The sequence below is a fragment of the Sphingomonas sp. LY29 genome, assembly GCF_035593985.1.
GTDB lineage: Bacteria > Pseudomonadota > Alphaproteobacteria > Sphingomonadales > Sphingomonadaceae > Sphingomicrobium.
The window spans coordinates 2,016,660-2,043,379 of record NZ_CP141587.1 but is presented as its reverse complement, the minus strand read 5'-3'; the positions used below and the strand labels follow the sequence as shown (position 1 = coordinate 2,043,379).

General features: G+C 65.2%; 30 protein-coding genes. 5 read left to right on the top strand and 25 right to left on the bottom strand.

Going from position 1 to position 26,720, the window contains the following annotated elements:
• Positions 1 to 3: 3 nt before the first annotated feature.
• From SH584_RS10345 to SH584_RS10310, 8 genes are all read right to left on the bottom strand, one after another.
• Entirely contained in the window at positions 4 to 597 is a 594-nt protein-coding gene (locus SH584_RS10345; RefSeq protein WP_324806887.1) for an OmpA family protein, read from the bottom strand.
• A complete protein-coding gene (locus tag SH584_RS10340; protein WP_324806885.1) occupies positions 594 to 1,148 on the bottom strand; it encodes a hypothetical protein in 555 nt (184 codons plus the stop codon). Before SH584_RS10340 ends, SH584_RS10345 begins: the two co-directional genes overlap by 4 nt.
• A gap of 70 nt (positions 1,149 to 1,218) precedes the next feature.
• Positions 1,219 to 2,520 (bottom strand): 2-oxoglutarate dehydrogenase complex dihydrolipoyllysine-residue succinyltransferase, encoded by a 1,302-nt coding sequence (gene odhB / locus SH584_RS10335; protein WP_324806883.1) that lies wholly within the window; start codon positions 2,518 to 2,520, stop codon positions 1,219 to 1,221.
• 16 nt (positions 2,521 to 2,536) lie between these two features.
• Entirely contained in the window at positions 2,537 to 5,359 is a 2,823-nt protein-coding gene (locus SH584_RS10330) for a 2-oxoglutarate dehydrogenase E1 component (RefSeq protein ID WP_324806881.1), read from the bottom strand.
• 18 nt (positions 5,360 to 5,377) lie between these two features.
• Positions 5,378 to 6,262, bottom strand: coding sequence for a succinate--CoA ligase subunit alpha (sucD, locus tag SH584_RS10325; RefSeq protein ID WP_324806880.1), 885 nt, complete (start codon positions 6,260 to 6,262; stop codon positions 5,378 to 5,380).
• Positions 6,259 to 6,783, bottom strand: a complete 525-nt coding sequence (locus SH584_RS10320) for a hypothetical protein (protein ID WP_324806878.1) — start codon at positions 6,781 to 6,783, stop codon at positions 6,259 to 6,261. The genes sucD and SH584_RS10320 overlap by 4 nt, the downstream gene beginning before the upstream one ends.
• Entirely contained in the window at positions 6,776 to 7,738 is a 963-nt protein-coding gene (mdh, locus tag SH584_RS10315) for a malate dehydrogenase (RefSeq protein WP_324806876.1), read from the bottom strand. The genes SH584_RS10320 and mdh overlap by 8 nt, the downstream gene beginning before the upstream one ends.
• Before the next feature lie 126 nt (positions 7,739 to 7,864).
• Positions 7,865 to 8,254 (bottom strand): VOC family protein, encoded by a 390-nt coding sequence (locus tag SH584_RS10310; RefSeq protein ID WP_324806874.1) that lies wholly within the window; start codon positions 8,252 to 8,254, stop codon positions 7,865 to 7,867.
• A gap of 140 nt (positions 8,255 to 8,394) precedes the next feature.
• On the opposite strand from SH584_RS10310, the gene SH584_RS10305 reads away from it, so the two are divergent.
• The gene (locus tag SH584_RS10305) at positions 8,395 to 8,754 is read left to right on the top strand and encodes a hypothetical protein (RefSeq protein WP_324806872.1); all 360 of its coding nucleotides are present in this window, start codon (positions 8,395 to 8,397) and stop codon (positions 8,752 to 8,754) included.
• 66 nt (positions 8,755 to 8,820) lie between these two features.
• On the opposite strand, the gene SH584_RS10300 is transcribed toward SH584_RS10305, so the two are convergent.
• From SH584_RS10300 to SH584_RS10280, 5 genes are read right to left on the bottom strand one after another with little or no spacing between them, the layout of a single operon-like run.
• Complete coding sequence (locus SH584_RS10300) at positions 8,821 to 10,251, bottom strand: M20/M25/M40 family metallo-hydrolase (RefSeq protein WP_324806870.1); 1,431 nt, start codon at positions 10,249 to 10,251, stop codon at positions 8,821 to 8,823.
• Between the two features lie 50 nt (positions 10,252 to 10,301).
• Entirely contained in the window at positions 10,302 to 11,408 is a 1,107-nt protein-coding gene (gene zapE, locus SH584_RS10295) for a cell division protein ZapE (RefSeq protein ID WP_324809557.1), read from the bottom strand.
• Positions 11,409 to 11,410: 2 nt separating this feature from the next.
• On the bottom strand, positions 11,411 to 11,869 hold the full coding sequence (locus SH584_RS10290) for a PaaI family thioesterase (RefSeq protein WP_324806868.1): 459 nt from the start codon (positions 11,867 to 11,869) through the stop codon (positions 11,411 to 11,413).
• Positions 11,866 to 12,336: a hypothetical protein gene (locus SH584_RS10285; RefSeq protein WP_324806867.1), complete on the bottom strand. Its 471-nt coding sequence runs from the start codon at positions 12,334 to 12,336 to the stop codon at positions 11,866 to 11,868. The genes SH584_RS10290 and SH584_RS10285 overlap by 4 nt, the downstream gene beginning before the upstream one ends.
• Entirely contained in the window at positions 12,333 to 13,112 is a 780-nt protein-coding gene (locus SH584_RS10280; RefSeq protein WP_322841239.1) for a succinate dehydrogenase iron-sulfur subunit, read from the bottom strand. The genes SH584_RS10285 and SH584_RS10280 overlap by 4 nt, the downstream gene beginning before the upstream one ends.
• Before the next feature lie 92 nt (positions 13,113 to 13,204).
• Between SH584_RS10280 and SH584_RS10275 the strand changes: the two genes are divergently transcribed.
• Positions 13,205 to 14,302, top strand: coding sequence for a glycosyltransferase (locus SH584_RS10275; protein ID WP_324806866.1), 1,098 nt, complete (start codon positions 13,205 to 13,207; stop codon positions 14,300 to 14,302).
• Here SH584_RS10275 and SH584_RS10270 read toward each other — a convergent pair.
• Genes SH584_RS10270 through SH584_RS10255 form a run of 4 tightly spaced genes read right to left on the bottom strand, consistent with a single transcriptional unit; the run spans position 14,299 to position 19,567 of the window.
• The gene (locus SH584_RS10270) at positions 14,299 to 14,763 is read right to left on the bottom strand and encodes an MgtC/SapB family protein (RefSeq protein WP_322841241.1); all 465 of its coding nucleotides are present in this window, start codon (positions 14,761 to 14,763) and stop codon (positions 14,299 to 14,301) included. The genes SH584_RS10275 and SH584_RS10270 overlap by 4 nt on opposite strands.
• Positions 14,763 to 15,218, bottom strand: coding sequence for a peroxiredoxin (locus SH584_RS10265; RefSeq protein ID WP_324806863.1), 456 nt, complete (start codon positions 15,216 to 15,218; stop codon positions 14,763 to 14,765). The genes SH584_RS10270 and SH584_RS10265 overlap by 1 nt, the downstream gene beginning before the upstream one ends.
• 9 nt (positions 15,219 to 15,227) lie before the next feature.
• The gene (locus tag SH584_RS10260; protein WP_324806861.1) at positions 15,228 to 16,877 is read right to left on the bottom strand and encodes a M28 family peptidase; all 1,650 of its coding nucleotides are present in this window, start codon (positions 16,875 to 16,877) and stop codon (positions 15,228 to 15,230) included.
• Between the two features lie 2 nt (positions 16,878 to 16,879).
• A complete protein-coding gene (locus SH584_RS10255; protein ID WP_324806859.1) occupies positions 16,880 to 19,567 on the bottom strand; it encodes a bifunctional [glutamine synthetase] adenylyltransferase/[glutamine synthetase]-adenylyl-L-tyrosine phosphorylase in 2,688 nt (895 codons plus the stop codon).
• A gap of 111 nt (positions 19,568 to 19,678) precedes the next feature.
• Here SH584_RS10255 and SH584_RS10250 point away from each other — a divergent pair, with 111 nt between their 5' ends.
• Positions 19,679 to 19,813: a hypothetical protein gene (locus SH584_RS10250; RefSeq protein WP_322841245.1), complete on the top strand. Its 135-nt coding sequence runs from the start codon at positions 19,679 to 19,681 to the stop codon at positions 19,811 to 19,813.
• Between the two features lie 3 nt (positions 19,814 to 19,816).
• On the opposite strand, the gene SH584_RS10245 is transcribed toward SH584_RS10250, so the two are convergent.
• The 3 genes from SH584_RS10245 to SH584_RS10235 form a co-directional block, all read right to left on the bottom strand.
• Positions 19,817 to 20,461: a sigma-70 family RNA polymerase sigma factor gene (locus SH584_RS10245; RefSeq protein ID WP_416385131.1), complete on the bottom strand. Its 645-nt coding sequence runs from the start codon at positions 20,459 to 20,461 to the stop codon at positions 19,817 to 19,819.
• Positions 20,462 to 20,537: 76 nt separating this feature from the next.
• Positions 20,538 to 20,675: a hypothetical protein gene (locus tag SH584_RS10240; RefSeq protein ID WP_322841246.1), complete on the bottom strand. Its 138-nt coding sequence runs from the start codon at positions 20,673 to 20,675 to the stop codon at positions 20,538 to 20,540.
• Between the two features lie 71 nt (positions 20,676 to 20,746).
• Positions 20,747 to 21,547: a response regulator gene (locus tag SH584_RS10235; protein ID WP_322841247.1), complete on the bottom strand. Its 801-nt coding sequence runs from the start codon at positions 21,545 to 21,547 to the stop codon at positions 20,747 to 20,749.
• A gap of 380 nt (positions 21,548 to 21,927) precedes the next feature.
• Here SH584_RS10235 and SH584_RS10230 point away from each other — a divergent pair, with 380 nt between their 5' ends.
• Both SH584_RS10230 and SH584_RS10225 read left to right on the top strand, forming a co-directional pair.
• Complete coding sequence (locus tag SH584_RS10230) at positions 21,928 to 22,107, top strand: NepR family anti-sigma factor (protein ID WP_322841248.1); 180 nt, start codon at positions 21,928 to 21,930, stop codon at positions 22,105 to 22,107.
• 24 nt (positions 22,108 to 22,131) lie between these two features.
• A complete protein-coding gene (locus SH584_RS10225; RefSeq protein WP_324806855.1) occupies positions 22,132 to 23,661 on the top strand; it encodes a sensor histidine kinase in 1,530 nt (509 codons plus the stop codon).
• A 125-nt stretch (positions 23,662 to 23,786) separates the two neighbouring features.
• Here the strand turns inward: SH584_RS10225 and tatC are convergent, their stop codons facing one another.
• From tatC to SH584_RS10200, 5 genes are read right to left on the bottom strand one after another with little or no spacing between them, the layout of a single operon-like run.
• Positions 23,787 to 24,629: a twin-arginine translocase subunit TatC gene (gene tatC, locus SH584_RS10220; protein ID WP_324806853.1), complete on the bottom strand. Its 843-nt coding sequence runs from the start codon at positions 24,627 to 24,629 to the stop codon at positions 23,787 to 23,789.
• A complete protein-coding gene (tatB, locus tag SH584_RS10215; RefSeq protein ID WP_324806851.1) occupies positions 24,626 to 25,024 on the bottom strand; it encodes a Sec-independent protein translocase protein TatB in 399 nt (132 codons plus the stop codon). Before tatB ends, tatC begins: the two co-directional genes overlap by 4 nt.
• A 26-nt stretch (positions 25,025 to 25,050) precedes the next feature.
• Positions 25,051 to 25,350: a twin-arginine translocase TatA/TatE family subunit gene (locus SH584_RS10210; protein WP_324806849.1), complete on the bottom strand. Its 300-nt coding sequence runs from the start codon at positions 25,348 to 25,350 to the stop codon at positions 25,051 to 25,053.
• Positions 25,351 to 25,384: 34 nt separating this feature from the next.
• On the bottom strand, positions 25,385 to 25,951 hold the full coding sequence (gene scpB / locus SH584_RS10205) for an SMC-Scp complex subunit ScpB (protein ID WP_324806847.1): 567 nt from the start codon (positions 25,949 to 25,951) through the stop codon (positions 25,385 to 25,387).
• Entirely contained in the window at positions 25,951 to 26,703 is a 753-nt protein-coding gene (locus SH584_RS10200) for a segregation and condensation protein A (RefSeq protein ID WP_324806845.1), read from the bottom strand. Before SH584_RS10200 ends, scpB begins: the two co-directional genes overlap by 1 nt.
• Positions 26,704 to 26,720 lie beyond the last annotated feature (17 nt).

Below are 26,720 nucleotides of genomic sequence, written 5' to 3'. Positions count from 1 at the left end.
CGGTTATAGCGGCAGAATGACGTCGACGCGGCGATTCCGTTGTCGGCCGGCAGGATTGTCGGCGCCGTCGGGCGACGCATTGGGCGCGACCGGCTTGGTTTCGCCCAGCCCGACGGCGCGAAGGCGACCGGCCTCGACACCGCGCTGGACCAACGCACCCACCACCGCGTCCGCGCGGCGCTTCGAGAGAGCGAGGTTGTAAGCATCGTCGCCGTTCCCGTCGCTATGCCCTTCGACCTGGATCGCGCCCTGCTGGTTGCGCGCGAGCGTTGCCAGCTTGTCGAGCGTCGAATTGGCATCTGCACGCACGTCGGCGGCATCATAGTCGAACAGCACGTCGGTCGGCAGCTCTACCAGCAACCCGCGTACCGTCGTCCGTGCGCCAAGATCAGCCTTCAACTGCGCAATGCTGACCAGCGACGACTTACGCGTCGAGGGAGCGGGCACGTTTGCGGTCGACGTCGATCGGAAGGTCGACCGGCGCTGTTCGCCACTTGGCGTCCGTACCTGGTCGTTCGTGGCGGTGACGTCTTCACGGTCACCGCACCCCGTCAGCAGCAGCAAGCAGCCCAATGGAGTCGCGATGCGGAGCCTCATTTGTACCCGAGCTGCACGAGGGGGATCTGGAAGGTCATCGGCGGCGTGTCCTGAACCTCACTGTCCTTATACCCTTCGTTAAGCACCAGCACCGCGTCGCTGCCCTCGAGCGGGCGACCCTTGAACACCAGTTCCCCGGTCAGCGTCTGGGTCGGCGCGACCTTCAGATATTCGTTGCCATCGGGCGCGCGCATTTCGAGCTGCGCGCCATTGCCACCCGACAGATAGGACCGTCGGTTCAGGGCGGCGGATCGCGAATAATTGTTCACGATCTTCACGCCGACGACCGTCTCCGCCGGCAGCATCTGGATCGAGGTCAGCTGCACGACGACGCCCGACTGGCTGGTTTGCGTCAGGTTGAGCGGAAAAACAGCCGAAGCTTCGGCCGCTGGTGCGGTCGTGGTCGCGTTCGAAGGCTCATCGCCACCGGACGCCGTCGACGTCGGCGCGGCATCATTGGCCGTGTTTTCGGTCGTTTCGCTGCTGCAAGCAGACAAAAGCATCGCCGCCGCGGCGACAGGCACGAAAGTCAGTCGAAAGGTGGAGGACATGGTGGTGACGCTTCCCTGTTGCTGAACATGCAACCGAGTGAACGCCGCCGAACCGAATCGGCTCCCTCGCCTACAGGTCGATCAGCAGACGCGTCGGGTCTTCGATCGCTTCCTTGACGCGGACGAGGAAGGTAACCGCCTCGCGACCGTCGATCAGGCGGTGATCGTAGGAAAGCGCCAGGTACATCATCGGACGGATCACGACCTGACCGTCCTTCGCGACCGGACGATCCTCGATCCGGTGCATCCCCAGCACCGCTGACTGTGGCGGGTTGATGATCGGGGTCGACAGCAGGCTACCGAACACGCCGCCGTTGGAGATGGTGAAGGTGCCGCCCTTCATGTCGTCCATACTGAGCGTGCCGTCCTTGGCCTTCTTGCCATAGCCGGCGATCGCCTTTTCGATCTCGGCGAAGCTCATTGAATCGGCGCCGCGAATGACCGGCACGACCAGCCCCTTGGGCGCCGATACCGCGACCGAGACGTCGAGGAAATTAGAGTAGACGATCTCGTCGCCTTCGATCCGCGCATTGACCGCGGGAACGTCGCGTGCCGCCAGCGCGACCGCCTTCACGAAGAAGCCCATGAAGCCAAGGCGGATGCCATGCTTCTTTTCGAACAAATCCTTATAGCGGGCGCGTGCGTCGATGACTGCCGACATGTCGACGTCGTTGAACGTCGTCAGCAACGCGGCGGTGTTCTGCGCTTCTTTCAGGCGCGTCGCGACCGTCTGGCGAAGACGAGTCATCTTGACGCGCTCTTCGCTGCGATTGCCGGTCGCCGCGGGAGCGGGCGCGGCGGTCGGTGCCTCGGCATGAGCAGGCGCGGCAGCCGGGGCGGAATCCGGCCCCTTGGACTTTGCGGCGGCGAGCACGTCGTCCTTGGTCAGACGACCGTCCTTGCCACTGCCCTTGATCGCCGACGGATCGACGCCCTTCTCCAGCACCGCGCGGCGGACAGCCGGCGACAGCCGAAGCGCCGATTCCGATCCGGGCGCATGATCGTCGCCGCGCGGCAGCGGGGTCTCGGCTGGGCCAGCCGGATTGGTGGTGGCGCTCGCAGCCTGCTCGGCGGGAGCGGCGGCGGGCGTCGGCTCGGCGGCAGGCGCTGGAGTCGGCGTCGCAGCGGCAGCGCCGCCCTCACCCACGCGCGCAATGATCGCGCCGACCTCGACGGTGTCGCCTTCGCCGAACAGCTGCTCGGCGAGCGTGCCGGCGACCGGCGACGGCACTTCGACGCTGACCTTGTCCGTTTCCAGGCTGGCGATCGGCTCGTCGAGCGCGACCGTGTCGCCGGGCTTCTTCAGCCACTGGCCGATGGTTGCTTCGGTGATCGATTCGCCCAGTGTCGGGACTTTGACATCGGTGGCCATGGGTCGGGATCGGTCCTTAACTGGCTTTGGCGGAGGCGGGTGCGGTGGCGGAGGAGGTGACTGGCTGGCTGCTATGCCCCAGCGCGTCGGCGATCAAGGCTGCCTGTTCGGCCGCGTGGCGCTTGGCAAGCCCGGTTGCTGGCGATGCGGCGGCGGCGCGACCGGCATAGCGCGGACGCTTGCCCGAATGACCGGCCTCGGCAAGGCAGCGCTCGAGGCGATGCTCGACGAAGGTCCACGCACCATTGTTGCGCGGTTCTTCCTGCGCCCAGACCAGTTCCTCGAGCGCGGGCATTGCCGCGAGCCGCTTGACCAGTGGTTCGGACGGGAACGGATAAAGCTGCTCGACGCGCAGGATCTCGGTGCCGGTGTCGCCACCGGCATTGCGCGCTTCCATCAGTTCGTAGCCAAGCTTGCCCGAACAAAGCACCAAGCGACGTGTTGTCCCGGCTTCGGGCGGCGCCAAGTCGCTCAGAATTCGGCGGAAGTGTCCTTCACCGGTGAAGTCGTCACGCGTCGATACAGCCAGCTTGTGGCGAAGCAGCGACTTGGGCGTCATGATCACCAGCGGCTTGCGGAACCCACGCAGCATCTGGCGGCGCAGGATGTGGAAGTAGTTCGCCGGCGTCGTGCAATTGGCAACCTGGATATTGTCCTCGGCGCACAATTGCAGAAAGCGCTCAGGGCGTGCCGAGCTGTGCTCGGGGCCCTGCCCTTCGTAGCCATGCGGCAACAGCAACACGAGGCCCGAGGCGCGAAGCCACTTGGCTTCGCCCGCGGCGATGAACTGGTCGATCATCGTCTGTGCACCGTTCATGAAGTCGCCGAACTGCGCTTCCCACAGCACCAGCGTCTTCGGATCGGCGATCGAATAGCCATATTCGAATCCCAGCACGCCATATTCGGACAGCGGACTGTCGCGCACTTCGAACAAAGGCGCGCCCTCGCGTTCGATCGTGCGCAGCGGGATGAATTTGTCTCCATTGCTCTGGTCGACCCACACCGCGTGTCGCTGGCTGAAGGTGCCGCGGCCCGAATCCTGGCCCGACAGGCGCACGCGCCAGCCATCCTCGGCCAGGCTGCCGAACGCTAGCGCTTCCGCGGTTGCCCAGTCGATGCCCTGACCATTGGCCAGCGTCTTAGCCTTGGCATCGAGAATGCGGCCAAGCGTCTTGTGGATGGTGAAGCCGTCGGGGACCTTGGTCAGCAACGCCGACAGGCGGTCGAACTGCTCGTCGGGCATCGCCGTGTTGACGTTGCGGCGCGCATCGACCGGCTCGCCGGGGCGACCCATGCCGGTCCAGCGACCTTCGAACCAGTCGGCCTTGTTGGGCAAATAGCTGCTGCCCGCCTCGAACTCGCCTTCGAGGAAGGTCGTGAACTGCTTGGTGCGCTCGTCGATCCACGCCTGGTCGACCACGCCTTCGGCGATCAGCCGATCGCCGTAGATCTTGCTGATCGGCGGATGCTTGGCGATCGCGGCGTACATCAGCGGCTGGGTGAAGCTGGGCTCGTCGCCTTCGTTGTGTCCGAAGCGGCGATAGCACCACATGTCGATGACGATGTCGCGGCCGAAGGTCTGCCGATATTCGATCGCCAGCTTGCACGCGAAGGTCACCGCTTCGGGATCGTCGCCATTGACGTGCAGGATCGGCGCCTGGACCGACTTCGCGATATCCGACGGATAGGGCGACGAGCGCGCGAACTGCGGGCTGGTCGTGAAGCCGACCTGGTTGTTGATGACGAAGTGGATCGTCCCCCCGGTGCCGTAGCCCGGGAGCCCCGAGAAACCGAAGCATTCCGCGACGATCCCTTGCCCCGCAAAGGCTGCGTCGCCGTGCAGCAGCACCGGAAGCACCGTCTTGCCGTGCTTGTCGCCACGCGTGGTCTGCACGGCGCGGCTCTTGCCCAGCACGACCGGGTCGACCGCTTCGAGGTGCGACGGATTGGGGACGAGGCTGAGGTGCACCTTGTTGCCGTCGAACTCACGGTCCGACGAGGTACCGAGGTGATATTTGACGTCGCCCGACCCGCCGACGTCGGCCGGGTTGGTCGCGCCGCCGGCGAACTCGTGGAAGATCGCGCGGTGCGGCTTGCCCATGACGTTGGCGAGCACGTTAAGGCGCCCGCGGTGCGCCATGCCCACCGTGATCTCGGTGACGCCCATCACGCCGCCATACTTGATGATCGATTCGAGTGCCGGGACCGCACTTTCGCCGCCGTCGAGGCCGAAGCGCTTGGTGCCGACATATTTGCGAGCAAGGAATTTCTCCCATTGCTCGCCGTGGATGACCTTGTCGAGGATCGCCTGCTTGCCCTCGGGCGTGAAGACGATCTCGGCCTCCTTGCCCTCCATCCGATCCTGGAGGAAGCGACGCTCCTCCAAGTCGTTGATGTGCATATATTCGAGGCCGACGGTGCCGCAGTAATTGGCCTGAAGCACCGCGACGATCTCGCGGATGGAGGCGGAATCGAAGCCAAGCACGCCGCCCAGCCAGATCTTGCGATCGAGGTCGCCTTCCGAAAAGCCGTGGCAGGCCGGGGTCAGCTCATATGGAAATTCGTGGTGCGCGAGGCCGAGCGGATCGAGCTTCGCCGCCAGATGACCGCGAACCCGGTACAGCCGGATGAGCATCATCGCCCGGATCGCGTCTTCGGCGGCGCGGCGGATCGCCGCTTCGTCCGTGACGCCTGCGGCGCTCGCCATCGCCGACGCCGTGGCGCCGACCTTTTCGATCGTCGCCTCGGTCGGGTCCAGCCCCAGGTTTACCGGGTCGAGTTCGGCCACCGGCCAGTTCGGCCGTGCCCAGCTGGGTCCCTGTTCGCGATCGATCGCCATCGAGTCCATTGGAAAGTCTTAGCCTTTCAGCAGCTCCGTGAGGGTGCGGCCCAGTTCAGATGGGCTCGGAGACACCCGAATTCCAGCCGCTTCCATCGCCGCGATCTTGTCTTCGGCGCCGCCTTTGCCGCCCGACACGATGGCGCCGGCGTGGCCCATGCGACGTCCCGGCGGTGCGGTGCGACCGGCGATGAAGCCGACGGTCGGTTTCGACCGGCCCTTCTTCGCCTCGTCGGCGAGGAATTGCGCAGCCTCTTCCTCGGCGTCGCCGCCGATTTCGCCGATCATGATGATGGACTTGGTCTCGTCGTCGGCCAGGAACAGTTCCAGCACGTCGATGAAGTTGGTGCCGTTGACCGGATCGCCGCCGATGCCGACCGCGGTGGTCTGGCCAAGGCCCTCGTTGGTCGTCTGGAATACCGCCTCATAGGTCAGCGTGCCCGAACGCGAGACGACGCCGACGCTGCCCTTCTTGAAGATGTTGCCGGGCATGATGCCGATCTTGCACTCTTCCGGGGTCAAAACGCCGGGGCAGTTCGGGCCGATCAGGCGCGACTTCGATCCCGACAGCGCGCGCTTGACGCGGACCATGTCGAGCACGGGAATACCCTCGGTAATCGCGACGATCAGCGGCACTTCGGCGTCGATCGCTTCGAGGATCGAATCCGCGGCGAAGGGCGGCGGGACGTAGATCACCGACGCGTCGGCGCCGGTCTTCTCGACCGCTTCGGCAACGGTGTCATAGACCGGGAGGCCGATGTGCGTGGTACCGCCCTTGCCCGGCGTGACGCCGGCGACCATCTGCGTGCCGTAAGCGCGCGCCTGTTCGGTGTGGAAGGTACCGGTATCGCCGGTCATTCCCTGGGTGATGACCTTGGTGTTGCGATTGACGAGGATGCTCATTTCTTCTCCACGACGGCCTTCGGGGCCACGATGATGCGGGCGGCGGGCTTGTCCTTGGTGCCGGTGCCCTGAAGCAAGGCGACGCGGTTTCCGCCAGCGAATAGGATGGACGTTTCGGTCTTCGACATGGTCGCGCCGGGCACCTGCGCCTTGACGGCGCTGTCGACCTGACTGGCCACGACGGCGATGTCCTGCGCACTCGTCACTGCCGACAGCACCGTGCAGGCGCCCGCCGACTTGCCCTCATTGCTCAGCAGGATGACGACGCCGCTGTCGGTCTTGCTGTAAAAGGTCAATGGCGAGGCGACCGGCTTTCCGTCGGCGGAGGCAAGCTTTCCCGCCTGCCAGCCGCGCGACTGCAATTGCGCCCGATCGACCGTCGCGCCGCCCGTGACCGCCCAGCAATCCATCGTCGCCGCGGCGATCTTTGCGGGCGGATTGGGCGCCATGCCGGACTTGGCCGTCTGCGCCATGGCGACGGACAAGGGCATCAGGCCGATCAGGAGCAGCGCCTTACGCAAGCGAGCTGTCGATCTGCTTGCAGGCGACGAGCAGTTCCTTGACCGCGTCGACGCTGACCTTGAAGTTCTGCTTGGCTTCGTCGTCGAGGTCGATCTCGACGATCTTCTCGACCCCGCCCGCGCCGATCACGATCGGGACGCCGACGTAAAGATTGTCGACGCCATATTGGCCGGTCAGGTTCGCGGCCGCGGGCAGGACCCGCTTCTTGTCCTTCAGGAAGCTCTCCGCCATCGCGATCGCGCTCGTCGCGGGGGCGTAATAGGCACTGCCATTGCCCAGCAGCGCGACGATCTCGCCGCCGCCGCCGCGCGTGCGCTTGACGATCGCGTCGATGCGCTCCTGCGTCGACCAGCCCATCTTGATGAGGTCGGGGATCGGGATGCCGGCAATGGTCGAATATTGGACGATCGGCACCATCGTGTCGCCGTGCCCGCCAAGGACGAAGGCGGTGACGTCCTCGACGCTGACCTTGAACTCGTCGGCCAGGAAATGACGGAAGCGCGCCGAATCGAGCACGCCGGCCATGCCGACCACGCGCTCGGTCGGAAGACCCGAAAATTCACGCAGCGCCCACACCATCGCGTCGAGCGGGTTGGTGATGCAGATGACGAACGCGTCGGGGGCGTGCGCCTTGATGCCCTCGCCGACGGCCTTCATCACCTTCAGGTTGATGCCCAGCAGGTCGTCGCGGCTCATGCCCGGCTTGCGCGCCACGCCCGCAGTGACGATGCACACATCGGCGCCGGCAATGTCGGCATAGTCGGTCGAGCCCTTGAGCGTCACGTCGAAGCCATCGACCGGGGCGGCCTGAGCAATGTCGAGCGCCTTGCCCTGCGGCGTGCCCTCGGCGATGTCGAACAGCACGATGTCGCCCAGTTCGCGCATGGCGGCGAGGTGCGCCAGCGTTCCACCGATCATTCCCGCGCCGATGAGCGCGATCTTCTTTCGAGCCATGAAGCTTCCGGTCCTGCTAGTTAGTCAAGTGAGCCCAAGGCGCCGTCGAAACGACGCCGGATTTGGGCCGCGCTCTAGACCGGTGGGCGTGTCGGGGCAACCTCCCAGCGGCCCCGTTTCGGGCCATCAGTCGGAATCGCCCTCGCCTTCGTACAGGCTAAGGATATTGCCGTCGGGGTCCGTGAACCAGGCGGTCTTCATGCCCTCGGCTTCATAGACGTCGCCGTTCCGGGTGAGCCCGTCCATGTCGTAATGTTCGAACGCCACGCTCTTGCCCTTCAATTCGTCGACCTCGGCGTGAATGTCGTCGACCTCGAAGGTCAGCGACGTCGCCTTGTTGGTCCCGGCGAACTCAGAGCGATAGACGTTGATCAGCGTATCGCCGCTGCGCATCGTCAGCACTTCGCCTGCTTCCTCGTCGATCGTCTCGAGGCCGAGTGTTCCTTCATAGAAGGCCTTGGCGCGATCGAGATCCCTGACCGCGATCATCGGGGTGGCGTCGGCATGACCAAGCACTGCTCGTCTCCTGCAATGAAATGTAGGGGCCGAACGGACAGCGACGTGGCCCCGTTCCCGCCGAAAAGCCCGACGGCGGCATCGGCAAGATGAACGACGCGCTCAGGGATCGTTCAAGGGCGCTCGTTCATTATGCGGGCATGAAACAAATCATCATGCTCGCGAGCATTGCGGCGCTCGCCTCCACCGCTCCGGCCTATGCCAAGCCGAAGCATGGTCATCACGGCAATCACTACGCACAGGCCAACTGCCCGCCGGGTCTTGCCAAGAAGAACAACGGCTGCCTGCCCCCGGGCCAGGCGAAGAAGCTGTATAACGTCGGGCAGCGCCTGCCCTACGGTTACGACGGCTACACGCCGTACAATCAGCTCCCGTACGACCTGCGCAATCGCTATTCGCTGAACGACGATTATCGTTACATCTACCGCGACAATTATCTCTACCAGGTCGATCCGCGGACCCAGATCGTGCAGCAGGTGCTTACCGCCCTCCTGCGCTAAGCCTAACGGCCGAGTGCAACCGGCCGTCAGGGCCGCTCCGCTTCTCGCGGGGCGGCCCTTTTCACGTCAGCCGGCGAGCCGCTTGAGCATCATTTCCCAGAACAGCACATTGTCGTAGACCGCGCGCACCGGCATCCGCTCGTCGAGGCCGTGGGCGCGCTCGTCGTCGGGTGAGATCACCCAGCTTCCGTCGACGCCGTAGACCGGAATTCCCGCCGCGCGGAAATGAAGGCCGTCGGTCGCCCCCGTCGACATCAGCGGAACGACCTCCTGCTCCTTACCAAGCAGCGTCTGCACGGCGGCAAGATACGCCCCGGTCACGTCGGCGCGGAGCGGTGACGGCGGCGTGACCTTCGCTTCCCGAACGACCTTGGGCGCGACGACGACGTTGGGGCCGACCGCCTGCTGCAGTTCGGCCTGCACCGCGGCGGGCGCGATGCCCGGCATGATCCGGCAATTAACCCCCGCCCGCGCCGTTTGCGGAAGGGCATTGTCGGCATGGCCCCCTTCGAGCATCGTCGCCACGCAACGCGTCCGGGTCAACCCGACCTCCAGCTCGCTAACTTCGATCGCGTCCGCTGCGGCACCGTCCTTGTCGTTCGCCAGCCACGCGCGCATCGACGTTCCCAGAGCGCTCGATCCTTCCTGCTTCGCCCGCGCGGTGAAATAGGCGCGCGTCGTCTCGTTGAGCATTGGCGTGAACCGGTGGCCCTGAAGCTTCTTCAGCGCATCGGCCAGATCATAGATCGCATTGTCGGGACGCGGGCGACTGCTGTGACCGCCCCGGTTGGTCGTGGTCAGCGTGTAGCTCTGATACGTCTTTTCGGCGGTCTGCAGGCCGTAGCCGAGTGGCTTTCCGTCATGAGTGAAGGCTCCTCCGCCGCCATCCGAATTGAGCGCATATTCGGCGTCGGTCATCGCCTTCCACTCGGTCGCGCCAAGCGCCGCGCCCGTCCCGCCGGTTTCCTCGTCGCCGGTGAAGAACAGGATCAGGTCGCGCTTGGGCTGGAACCCTGCTTTTTTCAGCTTGAGCCACGACATCGTAAGGCCGACCAGTCCCGCCTTGTTGTCGTAGGTGCCCCGGCCATAGAAATAGCCGTCCTTCTCGACGAACTTGAACGGGTCCAGCTTCCAGTCTTCACGTTTCGCCTCGACCACGTCCATGTGTGCCATCAGCAGGATCGGCTTTGCGACCGGCTTCGCCGCGCGCCAGCGGGCGATCAGCGTGACCGTGTCGGTGCCATCCTCGCTCTTGTAGGGAACGATGCGGATGTCACTCGCGGGGAACCCCGCCGCGCGCAGTTCGCCCGCCAGATATTCGGCCATCGCCGGCGTCTGCTTGCGCGGGAGGACGGTCGGATATTCGACGATCTTCTGATAGACCGCGCGTGTTTGAGCCTGCCACGCCGGGTCGAGCTTCGAAGGCTCAGTGACCGGGATGGCGGCGAAGACGGCGGTGGACGCGAACAGCAGGCAGGCGGCGGCAATCGAGCGCATGGCATTTCCCCCTTGATGTGGGGGTGACGCTAGGCCGATGCCGCGCGACGTCAATCCTCGTGCAGGCCGTGCCCTTCGCCCAGGTAATCCGCGCTCTGCATTTCCTCGAGCCGGCTGACGGTGCGATCGAATTCGAAGCGCCCGTCGCCCGCCGGATAAAGGTCGGCAGGCTCGGCATCGGCGGCGGCAAGCAGCTTCACGCGATGCTCGTACAATTGGTCGATCAGGGTCACGAACCGCGCCGCCTCGTTACGGCTCTCGGGTGTCAGGACCGGAATGCCGACCAGGATGACGGTGTGAAAGCGCCGTGCGATCGCCAGATAGTCCGCCGCCCCCCGCGCCGCGCCGCACAGCTTCTTGAACGAGAAGACCGCGACGCCCTTCAGGCTCTTGGGCACGTGCAGCGTGCGGCCCCCGCCGACGTCAAGTTCCTCGCTTGGCACATGCGCGCGATCCTCGACCGGATAGTCGGTCAGGCGGAAGAAAGCCTCCGACAGCGCCGCGGTCGCCGCCGGACCGTTCGGGACCAGCCACGTATCGAGCCCCTGCAAGCGGTCGAGCCGGTAATCGGTCGGGCCGTTAAGAGGGACGACGTCCATCCGCTGCTCGATCAGGCGGATGAAGGGCAGGAACAGTTCGCGGTTGAGTCCGTCCTTGTAGAGATCGATCGGCGGCCGGTTCGACGTGGTCAGCAGCGCCACGCCCTCGTCGAGCAGTGCGGTGAAGAGCCGCCCCATGATCATCGCGTCAGCCGGGTTGGTGACCATCATCTCGTCGAAGGCGAGGAAGCGGATTTCTTCCGACAACGCCATGGCCACCGCGATTACCGGATCGCCCTCCTCGGTCGCCCGCGCCGCGCGCAGCCGCTGGTGGACGTCGATCATGAAGGCGTGGAAATGGGTCCGACGCTTCGCCTCGATCGGTATGTTGTCGAACGCCAGGTCCATCAGCATCGATTTGCCGCGTCCTACACCACCCCACAGGTAGACGCCGCGTCCAGCCTCGTCGCGCCTGGTCAGCCGGGCGAGCAGGCCCTTGCGTTTCGACAAGCCGGCCGCGAAACGATCGAGCGCTTCGACCGCCCGGGCTTGATCGTCGTCTTGATTAAGCTCGCCTGCTGCCAGCAGCGCCGCATAACCGCGGCCGACCGGTCCCATGCTCATCGATCGCGAATGCGCTTCAGCGTGCCGGTGAAGCTGTGCGTGGGGTTGCCGTCCTGCTCGCAATGACCCGACAGGAAGACGTGACCGCCCTTGGTCTGCCCGACCAGCCGGACCACCGCGTCGAGCGGAACGTCGATCTTGCCGCGCTTGATGAAATGAGTGGCGCAGTCGAGCGTGACGTAATGTCCCTCGGCCATGCCCGCGCATCGACCACCCGCGAACAGCGCCATGTCGATGAAGCTCATCACCGCGCCGCCGTGCACCGATCCGCCCATGTTGAGGTGCGCCTCGGTCGGAAACATCCTTACCCGCGCTTGCCCCTCGCCTTCCGGCCTGAACACTATCAGCCCGGTCGCCGCGGCGAAGCTGCCACGCGGAAAGGCACCCCAACTGAACCAGCCGGGATGATCGGGATCGGGCTGGGCACCGGTCGGTAGCCGCAATTCGTCGGTCATGAACGATCAACCTCGGGAGCGCGCGGAAGAAGATGGCGGACAAGGGTCAGCATCGCGACCCATTGGCAGAAACACCAGAAGATCAACCACACGAAAAAGAACGGAAGGACCGAGCGCACTACGCCCGGCAGGAAGGATTCGTCATGGATAGGGCTGACATTCTCGCGAAAGCTGAGAGCGCTATTCAACAGGAAGTAGTCTGCGGCCACCGCCAGTCCCACGATCCCCAAGTCCAGAAACCATCCTTTCCGCGTGCCGATGCGGAAACGGACGAACAGGATCGGGAGCACGACAACCAGCGGAAAGGAAACGAAGATCGGACCACCCCAGCCATGCCCTGCGCCGGCCGGGAAGAAACCGAGGAAGATCTCGAGGAGTGCCAGACCAAGCCCGAGCGCAACAAGACTAAAGACCGGTGCAGGCTGCTTCGGCGGCGCGATCAGATGACACCGTCCCGTGTCGCTCAAGCGGCGCGTTCCGCGACCAGCTTCTTCGTCTCCGCAATCGCCTTCGCCGGGTTCAGACCCTTGGGGCAGACGTTCGCGCAGTTCATGATCGTGTGGCAGCGATACAGGCGGAATGGGTCTTCGAGCTGATCGAGACGCTCGCCGGTCGCCTCGTCGCGGCTGTCGGCCAGCCAACGATAGGCGGCGAGCAGGATCGCGGGGCCGAGAAACTTGTCGCTGTTCCACCAATAGCTGGGGCAAGATGTCGAGCAGCAAGCGCACAGGATGCACTCGTAGAGGCCGTCGAGCTTCTCGCGGTCCTGCGGCGACTGGAAGCGCTCCTTGCCCGACGGTTCGGGCGTCGCCGACTTCAACCATGGCTCGACGCTGGCGTATTGCGCGTAGAAGTGGGTCATGTCGGGAACGAGGTCTTTGACGACTTCCATGTGCGGCAGCGGAGTGATCTTCACCTCGCCCTTGATGTCGTCGATGGCGGTCGTGCAAGCGAGGCCGTTGCGCCCGTCCATGTTCATCGCGCACGATCCGCAGATGCCCTCGCGACAAGAGCGGCGGAAGGTCAGCGTCGGGTCGATCTCGTTCTTGATCTTGATGATCGCGTCGAGGACCATCGGCCCGCACTTGTCGAGGTCGATCTGATAGGTGTCGTAGCGCGGGTTGGCGCCAGTATCGGGGTCGTAGCGATAGACCTTGAACGATTTCAGCCGCTTTCCGCTTTCGGCGGCATGCTTCTTGCCCGCCTTGATCTTGCTGTTCTTCGGAAGCGTGAATTCGGCCATGAGGTCCTGCACCGTCGCAAAGGGGAATTTGGGCGAACGCTTAGCGCCATGGTCTGGCCAAGGGAAGGGGTCTGGGCTAGCCGGGACACGCCATGAGCGGGCCTGTCATCCTCTACGTCCACGACCTTCGCGGCAGCGGCGTCGTCACCAACGCGATCGCACTGGCGCGGCGAATGGGGGCAGAGCGCGAAACCATCCTGTGCGCCGGCTATGACGAAGGCCTTAATCGGGGCGTTGACGTGTCGCCCGCGACCCTGGTGACGCTGTCGACCGGGCCGCAGCCGCCCAAGGCGAAATTGCTGATCGCCCCTGCCCTCGCCAAGTTCATCCGATCCAGCGGCGCCTCGACAATCGTGTCGATGGGCAATCTCGGCCATCGCGCCGCCTGGATCGCCGCCAAGGCGGCCGACGTGAAGACGGTCTTTCGTATCAGCAACGAGGTCGGGCGCGCCAACGCCGGCTGGTGGAAGAACTTCCGCCGAAACCGCTGGCACCACCGGCTTCGCCGCTCGTGGACCAAGGGCGTGCTGGTCGGTCGTGCGCTCGCCGCCCGTCCGCTGTTCGCCCAAGCCATCGCCAAGGGCGACGCGGCCTATATCGCCAACGGCGTCGATATCGACGGCGCGCGCGCCAAGGCCGCCGCACCGCCGCCGCACACATGGTTCGAAGACGGCGGCCCGCCGATTGTCCTCGCGATCGGACGGCTGCACCCGCAAAAGAACCTGCAAGGGCTGATCGAGGCTGCGTCAATTGCGCGGCGGTCGACGCCCTTCCGGCTGGTCATCATCGGATCGGGATCGGCCAAGCTGACCGCTAAACTGGCCGCGCTCGCCGACGCATCAGGAATGGCCGACGACATCCTGTTCGCGGGTGAGCAAAGCAACGTTTTCGCATGGCTGTCGCGCGCTGCACTGTTCGCGCTGCCCTCGCATTGGGAGGGCTCCTCGACCGCGCTGCTCGAGGCGATGGCGGTCGGCACTCCGATCCTCGCCAGCCGACAAGCCGGCGACGCGTCGCATGTCCTCGACGATGGGAAGTTCGGCCGCCTGGTCGACGCCAACGATCCCGCCGACATCGCCGCCGGGATCGTCGATCAACTGCGTGATCCGGTCAGGCCGGGCGAGCGGGTCGAGCATTTCCGGCTCGAGAACACGCACCGGCAATATCTCGAGGTGCTTCGCGACCTCTAGCGGCTTTCGTCGGCGACATCGTCGCGCTGGATGCTCTTCTTGAGCGGCGCGAGCAGGTAGAGCGTCACGAACGCGATCACCGTCAGCATCACCGCGACGTCGAGGCTGCCCAGCGCGACCGCAACGCCGATCGCGCCCGTCACCCACAGGCTCGCCGCGGTCGCGGTGCCCTTCACCGAATCCTTCAAGTGCAGGATCGCGCCGCCGCCGATGAAGCCCATGCCCGTGATCAGACCTTCGACCACCCGCGCCATCGCCTCGGGACTTTGCGCGGTGATCCCCTCCGCCGCCTGGATGAAGCCGCAGCTTGCCACCGCGACCAGCGGAAAGGTGCGGAGCCCCGCGCTACGCTCCTCGCGCTCGCGGTTCCAGCCAATCGGCAGCGCCAGCAAATAGGCGATCGCTAGCGCGATGAAGTGTGGCACCACGTCGAAGCGATCCGCGCCCAGATATTCGCTCATCATGATTGCGCCGCCTTCAACACGTCGGCGGCATGGCCGGCGACCTTGACCTTGCGCCACACGCGCAGGACTTTGCCGTCGGCGCCGATCAGAAAGGTCGCGCGCTCCATTCCCATATATTTGCGGCCGTACATCGACTTTTCGACCCACGTTCCGAACGCGTCGCTGATGGCCCCGTCCTCGTCGGACGCAAGCGGCACCGAAAGGTCATATTTGACGATGAACTTCTCGTGCTTCTTCATGGGGTCACGCGACACGCCGACGACGCGGGTGCCCGCCCTGGAAAACTCATCCCGAAGCGCGCTGAATTCCTGCGCTTCGGTGGTGCAGCCGGTCGTATCGTCCTTGGGATAGAAATAGAGCACCAGCTTGCTCCCCGGTGCCGCCAGATCGACCGACGTGCCGTCGCTCAGAGCTATGGCCTTTGCGGGTGCCTGTCCGCCTTCTTCAATCATCGCCATTCCTTATTTGCCGCCACGGTCGCGCGCTCGCACCGCCTTGAACTCGGACTCGTTGCTCCAGCTTGGCCAGACCCCTGCCTTGGCGGCGCGTCGCCCGACCTCGAGCGCGAGCGCAACATCGTCGGCGGCCCCATCGAAGTCGAGCGCCGGCGACCATTCGTCGCACGTCTGATGGTAGCATCTCATGTAGCCGTCGAGCCACGCCTGCCCGGCCGGCCGACCACCCTTGACCAGATCAGGCGCGCCCGAAATCGCCATCAGCAACAGCGTCGGGACGCCGCGCTTCGCCAGCGAGAAGTGATCGGCGCGATAGAAGAGGCCGCGTTCGGGCAGGGCTTCGGGCGTGACCACCCGTCCCTGCGCCTTGGCGGCAACGCCAAGATCGGCCTCAAGGCTGTTCTGCCCCGCCCCGACCAGCATCACGTCGCGCGACGGCCCTCCGGTGTTGAGGATGTCGAGCGTGATGTTCGCAACCGTATCGCGCGCCGGCACGCTTGGCTTGAGCGCATAGGCCTCGGACCCCAGCAACCCGCGCTCTTCGGCGGTCCAGAAGCCGAACAGGATCGACCGGTCGGGACGCGGCCCCGCCTTCATCACTCGCGCAATTTCGAGCATCCCGGCCACGCCAAGCGCGTCGTCGTTCGCGCCCGGGCGGATCGTTTTTCCGCGCGCATCCGCCGCGCCGACGCCATAGGCATCCCAGTGCGCGCCGTACATCACTGCCTCCTTGGGACGCTTCGCCCCCGGAAGGCGCGCGAGCACGTTCTGGCTTTGCACGCGCGTCAGCGTCACCGGAAGGTCGGCCGAGAAACGGCTGCCCAGATCGACCGGCTTGAAGTCCGAACGACGTGCCGCACGGCGAAGCGCAGCAAGATCCTGCCCCGCGTCGGCGAATAACGCTGTCGCGGCATCGCCATGCAGCCAGCCCTGCAGCGCAAGCCGCCCGGTCGCCCCGTCGATATCGTAATTCTCGCTGCGTGGGGCGGTGACCGTGTCCCAGCCATAGCCCGCGCCGGGCGTATCGTGGACGATCAACGCACCGATCGCCCCACGCCGCGCCGCCTCCTCATATTTGTAGACCCAGCGGCCATAGAAGGTCATCCGCCGGTCGCCGAATTTGCCCTTCGAATCGTCGCCCGCCGCCGCCTCGAAGTCGGGGTCGTTGACCAGCATGACCGCGATCTTGCCCTTGAGGTCGACGCCCTTGAAGTCGTCCCAATTCCGTTCGGGCGCATCAACGCCATAGCCGACGAATACCATCGGCGCGGATGCGATCGCGACCCGGTCCGCCGCACGGATGGTGCTGGCGTAGATGTCGCGGCCCATCACCAGCGGCCGAGACCCCTTGGGGCTCACCACCGCCGTCGTGCCGGCGCCAAGCTGCGTTCGGATCAGCGGCACGGCCTGGGTCCATGTTCCGCCAGGAGCGGCGGGTTCCAGCCCGAGTGACTTCAGCCGCGCCACCAGCCACTCGACCGTCTTCGCCTCACCCGGCGTTCCCGGCGCCCGGCCCTGAAATTCATCGGAGGCGAGTATCTTGACGTCGGCCGACAGGCGTTCCGCCGAGATCGGATGCTTGGCTGGCGGCGCTGCGGCGACCAGCGCAGTAGCAGCCAGCAACAGCCCGATCGATCGGGCCAGAGTATCCGTCATCGTCATGTCTCCAAACCAATCTTCGACCAACGCGCCTCGATCCGCGATCTCGCGGCTTCGACCGACGCCAACAACCCGTCCCAATGGTCATGCCCGCACAATCTGGCGACCAGCGGCCGCGACGCCTCGGCGGGCTCCTGAGCGTCGGGCGCGACCAACCGCAGCACGACCAGCAATCGGCTCAACAAACGCAGGTCGGGATCGGCCCCGTCGTCGATCAGTCCTTTTTCGACCAGCGCCGCCAACGCGACCTCCAGCCGGGGATCGAGGCCGATGCCATGTGACAGCTGCAAGGTGTGGACCGCGAACTCCAGGTCGACCAGCCCGCCGCTTCCAAGCTTGATGTCGAGCGGACCCTTGGGCGGCTTGTGCCGCGCCATGTCGGCGCGCATCGCGGCAGCATCTTCGCGTACCTTCGCCGGATCGTGCCCGGTGCCCAAGATGGTGCAAATCAGCTTTGTCACCCGGTCGCGAAGCGCGTCGCTGCCCGTCAGCGGACGCGCGCGGCATAGCGCCATGTGCTCCCACGTCCACGCCTCGTTCTGCTGGTACGCCGCGAAGCCGTCGATGCTGACCGCGAGCATGCCCTGCTCACCCTGCGGACGGAGGCGCGTGTCGACATCGTACAGCGGGCCCGCGGCGGTCGGGGTCGCCAGCGCCGCTGAAATGCGGCTCGCTAGCCGATTGAAATAATCGGTCGCCGACAGCGACTTGCGACCATCGGAGTGCGCACCCTCGGGCGCGTCGTACAGATAGATGAGGTCGAGATCGCTGGCATGGGTCAGTGCGCGCCCGCCAAGACGGCCAAGACCGAGGATGATCAGTTCACCGCCCTTGATCACGCCGTGAGTCGCCGCGAACTCGCGCTGCACCGCCTCGGCCAGCGCGACGATCGCGCCTTCGGCAAGGTCGCTATACGCTTCGGCGATCACTATCGGATCGCGATGCCCCGCGATCAGCTGGACGCCGAGCGCGAAGCGCCGCTCGCCAACCATCCGCCGAATTCGGTCCAGCGCCATTTCGAACGGCTCGCTGCGCGCGACGTCAAGAAAACGCTCGGCGATGGCGGCGGCGTCGGGCGGCACCGCGAAGCTTGATTCGTCGATCAGTCCGTCGAGCAAGGTCGGGCGCCGCGCCAATTGGTCCGCCAGCGGCGGCGCGTGCGCGAGGATCAACGCGAGCAATTCGGCGAGCCGCGGACGCGCGCCGAGCAAGCGATACAGGTTCACCCCGCTCGACAGACGTTCGACCACGTCGCTGAACCGATTGATCGCGCGGATCGGGTCGGCACCGCTCGCCACCGCGCGGAGCAGGGTCGGCAGCATCGCCTCGAAAGCAGAGCGTGCGGCCGGAGAACGCAGCGACCGGGCACGGCCCGACCGCCATTCGGCGATGCGGCGATACGCTTCCTCGACCTCCTTGAATCCCATCGCGGACAATTCGGCGCGCAGCTTGTCGGGGTCGTTCGACAGCCGCTCCTCCTGCTCGGTGATCAGCCCGTCGAACTGGTGACCGACAAACCGGACATGGGGTTCGAGCCGGGCGAGCAATTCGTCCGAATCCGCGCAACCGTCGAGCGCCGCGACCGCCGCCAGGGCCGAGCGATCGGCGGGAAGCCGATGCTCCTGCCTGTCGTCGATCATCTGAACCCGATGTTCCGCCGTTCGCAGCGCGCGATAGGCGGTCGCGATCCCGTCGGCGATGGCGGGATCGAGCCGTCCGCCCGCCGCCAGCGTCCTAAGCGCGTCGAGCGTCGCCGGCGCGCGCAACGCAGGCTCGCGACCACCGTGGATCAGTTGCTGTACTTGGGTGAAGAATTCCGCCTCGCGAATGCCGCCGCGCCCTCGTTTCAGGTCGAACCCCGGCGCGAACGACTGGCCCTGCGCAAAATGGTCACGGATGCGGAGAGAGATTTCGCGAATTTCCTCAATCGCGCCGAAGTCGAGCGCCCGGCGCCAGATGAACGGGCGGATCTCGCTGAGAAACTGGTTGCCAAGCGCGATGTCACCCGCTGCCGCACGTGCGCGGATGAAGGCGGCGCGTTCCCAGGGAAGCGCGCTGCTTTCGTAATAGGAAATCGCCGCGCCCACGGGCAGGACGATCGGGGTCACTTCGGGGGCCGGGCGAAGGCGAAGGTCGACCCGCGCGACATAGCCGTCGGCGGTACGCTGCTGCAGCAGTTCGACGAAACGCCGGCCATAGCGGACCGCCGCCTCCCCTGGATCGTCGCGCGACCGGCGCGGCATGGTTTCGGGATCGAACAACAGCACCAGATCCACGTCGCTGCTGTAGTTGAGTTCGCGGCTTCCCAGCTTGCCCAGTGCGAGCACCGCCAACCCGCACGGTTCGTTGTCGGGCATCCGCTCCAGCATCGCCGCCCGGATCGCCGCGTCCATCGCATAATCGGCGAAGTCGGACAGCGTCTCGGTCACCCATTCGAGCGGACGACTGCCGTCGAGGTCGCCAAGCGCGACGGCCAGCGCCAGGGCTTGCCGCTGCCGACGGAGGCTGACCGAAAGATCGTCGTCCCGCTGGCGAAGCGCTTCCTGCACGGCGACGTCCGGACCGCTCCGGCGATACGTTTCGACAATGTCAGGAAAAGCGTCTGCCGCTGCGGCGAGGAAGGGCGCGTGCGCCTTGGCCCGCTCGAGGGCCGCATCGCGCAACAGGGCATCGGGTGTCGCCGTCATGCCACAGCCCATGCCTTAAATTGCTGAAAACAGGAACATTGCAGGGGTGTTACGCATTGTCCGCGGGTGATGATCCTGCAACGTCCAGATGTGCGAGGGACGGAAGACACGATGAAGCGCGTAGAATGCTCCGACCATCTTCCGCCCGAAAAGGCCGCTGTCGCGGCTGCGCTTCGTCGCGCATTTTCGGCGCCAAGTGCGGATGCCGACAGCGACTTCGAACGGCTGCTCGCCAAGCTTCGATAAGAGCTAGCCGCGGTCGCGACTAAGCTCGTCGACCTCACCCATGATTTCCTGGAGCGCCGACTTGTTCGGATCAGTCTTGTGCTGGCGGCGCGAGGGCAGCTTGCCATCGGTCAGCAGCGCTTCGAGCGCCACGCGGCCGCGCGCGACGCGGCTCTTGATCGTGCCGACCGCACAGCCGCAGATGTCGGCCGCTTCCTCATACGCGAACCCGCCCGCTCCGACGAGAATCAACGCCTCACGCTGCGGCTGCGGCAGATGCATCAGCGCCCGCTGCATGTCGCCAAGCTCGACGTGGCGATCCTGACTCGCCGGCGCGGCAAGGATTTTCGCCGCGGTGACATCGTCCCACTCTCCCTTGAAGCGCGCACGGCGCATCTGGCTGAGAAACAGGTTGCGAAGAATGATGAAGGTCCACGCCCGCATGTTGGTGCCGGCCTGAAAGCGCTTGCGCGCAGCCCATGCCTTGAGCAGCGTTTCCTGGACAAGGTCATCGGCAAGATCGCGGCTGCCCGAGAGCGAGCGACCGAATGCGCGAAGATGCGGGATCACCTGGGCAAGCTGATCCTTGAACTCGTCATCGGGCAGCGGGACCGGCTCCGGGCGCGGCTCGTCATGCGCCAGATTGTCGTCGTCGTCGTCGTCGGTCAAAAAACCCGCCCCGTCTTGGTCGCACCGTCGCTCGACGGCGGAACCGGTAATTTCGCATCCACCATAATGTAGGGAGTTAGCGCGCTACGAACAATATGACCGCGAAAATGACGACGATCAGCACTAGGCTGACGCCCAGCACGACGCGGTTGACGGGGTTCCGGTTTCCGGCGCGCGCTTCGGTGCCAGTGAGATGTTCGGGCTGTTCGTTCATGTTTCCCCGCAAGGTAAATGTGTTTCATCCCGCCAACGCGGCAGGAGTCATGTCAGTTCCGAAATGGAACCTCAGCCGGCGGGGACCGTCGCCGCGTCGAAGAACAAGGCCTGGCTGATCGCCGCCTTCACCGTCGAACGCTGGAACGGCTTGGTGATCAGGAAGGTTGGCTCGGGGCGCGTGCCCGTCAGCAGACGCTCCGGGAATGCCGTGATGAAGATCACCGGCACCGAGAATTCAGCGAGGATGTCCTTGACCGCGTCGATACCCGAGCTGTCGTCGGCAAGCTGGATGTCGGCGAGCACGAGGCCCGGGGGCGACTTGCGCGCTTCGGCAATGGCCTCGTCGCGCGTGACGGCAACGCCGGTGACGTTGTGACCGAGATCTCTAACGATCGATTCGATATCCATCGCGATGATCGGCTCATCCTCGATGATCAGCACGTCGGCATGCGTCTGACGCTCGATCTCAGCCATCGCCTCGGCGACCAGGCTCTCGACGTCGTCGGGCGTCGCGGAAATCAGATAGGCGGTGTCGTCGCTCGAAAAACCCTCGAGGCTGGTCAGCAGCAGCGCCTGGCGCGAGAGCGGCGTGATGCGCGACAGGCGGGCCTGGGCGATACCCTCGGCGCCATCGAGTGACATCGTCGGCTCTTCGCCTTCCTCGATGTTCGCGCTCGACCAGATGGCGTGGAAGGTACGGTAAAGGCCGAGGCGCGGATCGACTTCCTTGGGAAAATCTTCCGGGCTGGCGACGATCGTTTCCAGCGTGGCGCGCACAAAAGCGTCGCCATGGACCTGGCTACCGGTGAGGGCGCGCGCATAGCGACGGAGGAAGGGCAGATGCGGTGCGAGTTCCTGGCCGAGCGACATATTAAGAAAAACTCCCCTCAAACTTTCAAATTCGGTTCGCGACCGTATGTGGCCGCCGTGTTCCATCGGTGCAAGCTTTGCCGAAATGACCGCTGCTCCTCGCGCGGGTGACGCGCCGATGCAACATCCTTTGCCCCAAGTTTGCGCAATGGGGAACAAAGGATGGGCGATTTGGTTTCCATTTCCGATTCTGACGCAATCGAGACTCGTGGATTGACGAGCGACGGATGCCGACAGATAGGAGCGGCCATTCGGACCGGGCGGTTGTATTGCCCGCGAAGTTGGCAAGTCACTGGCACGATAAGAGACGGCGAACGGCGTCGGAAACGAGTAGCTTTGGTAATGCGCGAACATTGTACTGCGCGAGGGGGGACGAGAGGTTGAGTGCGACCAACAAAGCCAAGGAAGATAGCGGCAAGCCCGCCTCCGATGCTCCCAAGACCAAAAGGCCGAAAGACAAATCAGGAACGGTGGGCCGTGCCCTGCGTACAGTTTATGATGACACCGTCCGCGAACAGGTTCCGCAAGACTTTCTCGATCTTCTCGGGAAGCTCGATTAACCGTCACGCCCACGGGTGGCAGTGATGCGCGAGTGGTTCGCCGGGCTCCCGACTCCCGCAAAGATCCTTCTGATCCTGAGCATCGCGCTCCTGCCGATCGGCCTCGCCAGCGCCTTCGCCGCGGCTAGAGGGCTCGATTCCGCCAACGACACGATCGAAGCGCGCGCTCGCGACCAGGGAGCGGTAAGCGCAGAGGCCATCCAAAATCTGATCGCCCGTAACACGCTGGCGGTGCGTGTTGCCGCCAACGCCGCGCTTCAGGCCGGCGCTGCCGATCCGTGCGCGGTCGTCCGCGCCAATCTCGGCATCGCCCCGGCCGTGGGACGCGAATTCGAACTGAACGACGATAGCGGCCGCCGCCTTTGCGAGGTCGGAGACTTCGGGCCGGCAAGCGATCCGACACGGCTTGCTCCGGGCGATTTCCGGGTGCGGATCAGCGACGACAATCAAGCGCTCCAAGTGAGAGCCGGTGTCATCGGTGGCTCGGCCACGGTCCGAATCCCGGTCGAGGAGTTTCGCCGGACACTCGAATCGCAATTTGTCCCGGTTGCGGCCGCGGTCTTGGTGGTCGGCAACGACGAAATGCCGGTGCTCGACCGCGCAGCCGACGCCGGACCCACGTCGATCATCTCGGTCCCGATCGCATCGCGAATGGTAGAAGCGCGCTTCCAGGTGGCTCGGCGCGAAATCAGCCACGTCGAACGGCTCTTCATCTTCCTGCCGCTGCTGATGTGGGCGGCCGCCGCGATCGTCAGCTGGCTGCTCGTCCACCGCCTGCTGATCCGCCCGCTGCGTGCACTCCAGAGCGCGGTCGTCGCCTACCAACCCGGAGACGACAGCGCGCTCGCGATTCCGAGCGGGCTCGGCCCGGCGACCGAGATCCACGACCTGGGCGATGCCTTCCGCCGTGCGGTCGAACGGGTCGAAGGCGCCGAGCATGACGCCCGCACCGCCCTCGACGGCCAGCGCCGCCTCGTCCGCGAAGTGCATCACCGCGTGAAGAACAATCTTCAGGTGGTCGCCTCGCTGCTCAGCATCCACGGTCGCAGCGCCGCCGACGCAAACGCCAAGGAAGCCTATTCGTCGATCGGGCGCCGTGTCGATGCGCTGTCGGTGGTCCACCGCAATCACTATGCCGAGCTGGAGGACAATCGCGGGATCGCGCTCCGTCCGCTGCTGACCGAGCTGGCCGCCGGTCTCCGCGCGACCGCCCCCACTGACGCTCGTGCGATGCCGATCGAGCTCGACCTCGACACTCCCTACACGACCCAGGACGTCGCGGTGGCGGCGGCCTTCCTGGTGACCGAGATCGTCGAATTCGCCATGCTTCGCGCGCCGACCAGCCCGATCGAAGTCTCGCTACGCCGGTCGAGCGAACTCACCGCGACGCTGGCGATCGGCGCGTCGGTGCTTTTGCCCAACGGCGACGCGGACGACATTGCGAGGGTTCAGTTCGAGCGGATTCTCGACGGACTGGCGCGCCAGCTACGCTCGCCACTGGAGCGGAAACTTGGACGCTACACGGTCACCTTGCCGGTTTTCCACGACCGCTAATTTGGTTCGGCTAAGCAACGACATTCGTTGCGAAAATTTTTATGAACGCCGTGGAACCAGTTCGGAAAAGTGGGCGTTTTACAGTTCGGATAGTGACCTTTTGCCCCCCCGCTCTCGCTATCCGACTAAATGGACCCGGAACCGCCAACCCTCCCCCCCCCCGGTGGCGTTTCCGGGTCCACATTCGTCTGGGGTCTTTCCACATCACCGGTAGAGACAGTCTTGCGACGCGCCGCACGCCAGTGAGTAATGCGGATCGCCAGGATCGACAGCTCGTACAGGCTGTACAGCGGGATCAGCATCAGCAGCATCGAGACGACGTCGGGCGGCGTCAGCACCGCCGACACGCCCGCCGCTGCGACGATGGCGTAGCGGCGCGACTTGGCAAGCTGTTCGCGGGTCACCACGCCAGCGCGTTCGAGCACCATCAGCAGGATGGGAAGCAGGAAGGCGACGCCGAACCCGAACAGGAACCGCGTCACGAAGGCGAGGTAATTGCCCACGCCCGGCAACGCTTCCTGGTTCACGCCGCCGATATTACCTTCGAAGCCCAACAGAAACTTCAGCGCCCACGGCATTGCCACGAAATAAGCGAAGCTCGCCCCCGCCGCGAAAAAGAAGGGCGTCATGATCAGGAAGGGGAGGAACGCGCGCTTCTCGTTTTTGTAGAGGCCGGGCGCGACGAACCGCCAGATCTGCGTCGCTAGCACTGGGAAGCTGATCATCAGCGCCGCGAAGAAGGCGACCTTCACCTCGACGAAGAAGGCTTCGAAAATGTCGATGTAGACCAGCTTCCCCTGCCCCGCCGCGAGCAGCGGCTGCACGAGGACCGAGAAGATCGGCCGCGCGAAATAGAGGCAGGCGAAGAAGGCGACGAACAGCGACGCCACGCACCACAGCAAGCGGCGGCGAAGTTCGATCAAATGGTCGAGCAACGGCGCCTTGTTGTCGTCGATGTCACCGATCATGGCAGGTCCCGTTCACGCGGGGGCTGCACGTCACTGTCGGGAGCAGCCGGCGCCTCGAGCGGCAGCGTCGGCTCGGCATCGGGAATCGGCGCCATCACCGGCGCGGCGGGATCAGCGATCTCGGTCGCGGCGGGCACCGGCTCGGGATAAATGCCGTCGGCCGGAAACTGCGCCAGGATCCGCTGGTTCTCCTCGCGCCATTTCTTTTCCATCTCGTCGAGCTCCGCCTCGCGCATCACATTTTCGATGCCGGCGGTAAAATGGCGGGCATAGCCGCGCATCCGACCGACCCAACGGCCGATCGTCAGCATGACACGTGGCAAATCCTTGGGCCCGATGAACAGCAAAGCCACCACCGCGATGACGAGCAGTTCGGACGTGTCGATGCCGAACATGGTTCAGGCGCCGCCTGACCGGCGGGTCAGCGGGTGGTGCTGTCGTCGCCGGTGGCGGGCGGCACCGGATTGGGTTCGACCGGGCGCTGCGGCTGCGGCGTGATGTCGATCGGCTGCTGCTGCACCGGCTGCTGCGGCGGAAGCTGGCGCGGATCGGCCGGTCGCTGCTGCGGATTGTTGGCCTGGTCGTCGTCGGACATGCCCTGCTTGAAGCTCTTCAGGCCTTTCGCGACGTCGCCCATCATCGCCGAGAAGCGATTGCCGCCGAACAGCAGCAGCACGATCACTGCGAAAATCAGGATATGCCAGAGACTGAAACCGCCCATGCGAAAAACTCCAATTCGACGTGTTGCCCTACCCTTAGGCTTCATCCTCGTCGGTTTCCAGCCGTAGCTGCAGCGCTTCCTCGTCGAGCGCATCGAGCAGGCCGGCAGCCTTGAGGTCGTCGATTCCGGGCAGGTCTCGCCGCGAGCCCAGACCGAAATGAGTCAGGAAGTCGGGCGTGGTGGCGTAGAGCAAGGGCCGCCCCGGCGACTCCCGCCGCCCCGCGGTCTTCACCCAATTCGCCTCCATCAGCACGTCGAGCGTTCCTCGGGAAATCTGCACCCCTCGAATCGCCTCGATCTCGGCGCGGCTGACGGGTTCGTGATAGGCGATGATCGCGAGCGTTTCGGTCGCTGCCCGCGACAGCCGACGCGGCTCCTCGCGGGTACGGCGAAGGATATGCGCCAGGTCGGGCGCGGTCTGGAAATGCCAGCGCCCGCCACGCTCGACCAGCTCGATGCCGTGTCCCGCGTACCGCTCGGCAAGCTGCGCCAAGGCAGCCGCCACGTCGCCCTCGCCCGCATAGGTCGCGATTTCGTCCGGCGCCAAAGGCATTTCGGATGCGAACAATGCGGCTTCGACGCTGCGAAGGTAATCGTCCATCAGGCGACCGCCCTGACCATCAGATCGGCAAATGGCTCGTCCTGCCCCAACTCCAGCCGTCCCTGACGCGCCAGTTCGAGCGCGGCAACGAAACTGGAAGCCAGGGCCGAGCGGCGATAGGCGGGGTCGGCGCTCACCGGCAGGAATGCCTCAAGCGTCGTCCAGTCGAGCGCCTGCCCGATCAGGGCCGACACGCGCTGAATCGCATCTTCCAGCGTCATCACCGCACGATTGGCGACGACGTGCATCGCCGGCTGGGTCCGCGCACGGACTCGGCCATAGGCGGCGTACAGGTCGAAGGAATTGGCCTGCCACACCGACCGACGCACCTGCCGCAGTCCTTCGGGCCGGCCATGCGCGAACACGTCGCGTCCGATCCGGTCGCGCCCCATCAGCCGAGCCCCCGCCTCGCGCATCGCGTCGAGCCGCTGCAGTCGCAGTTGGAGCCGAAGCGCAAGCTCCTCGGGGCTTGGATCCACTGTCGGATCCTTGGGCAGCAGCAGGCAGCTTTTCAGATAGGCGAGCCACGCCGCCATCACGAGATAGTCGGCGGCGATCTCCAGCCGGAGCGCCTTGGCATCTTCCAGATAGGCCAGATACTGCTCGACCAGCGCCAGGATCGAGATCTGGTGAAGGTCGACCTTTTGCGCCCGCGCCAGATTGAGCAACAGGTCGAGCGGCCCCTCCCACCCGTCGAGGTTGAGCGCCAGCGTGTCATCGTCGCGTGCTGAAAAGGCGAGGCCCGGCTCCATCGACGCGCAGCCTAGCG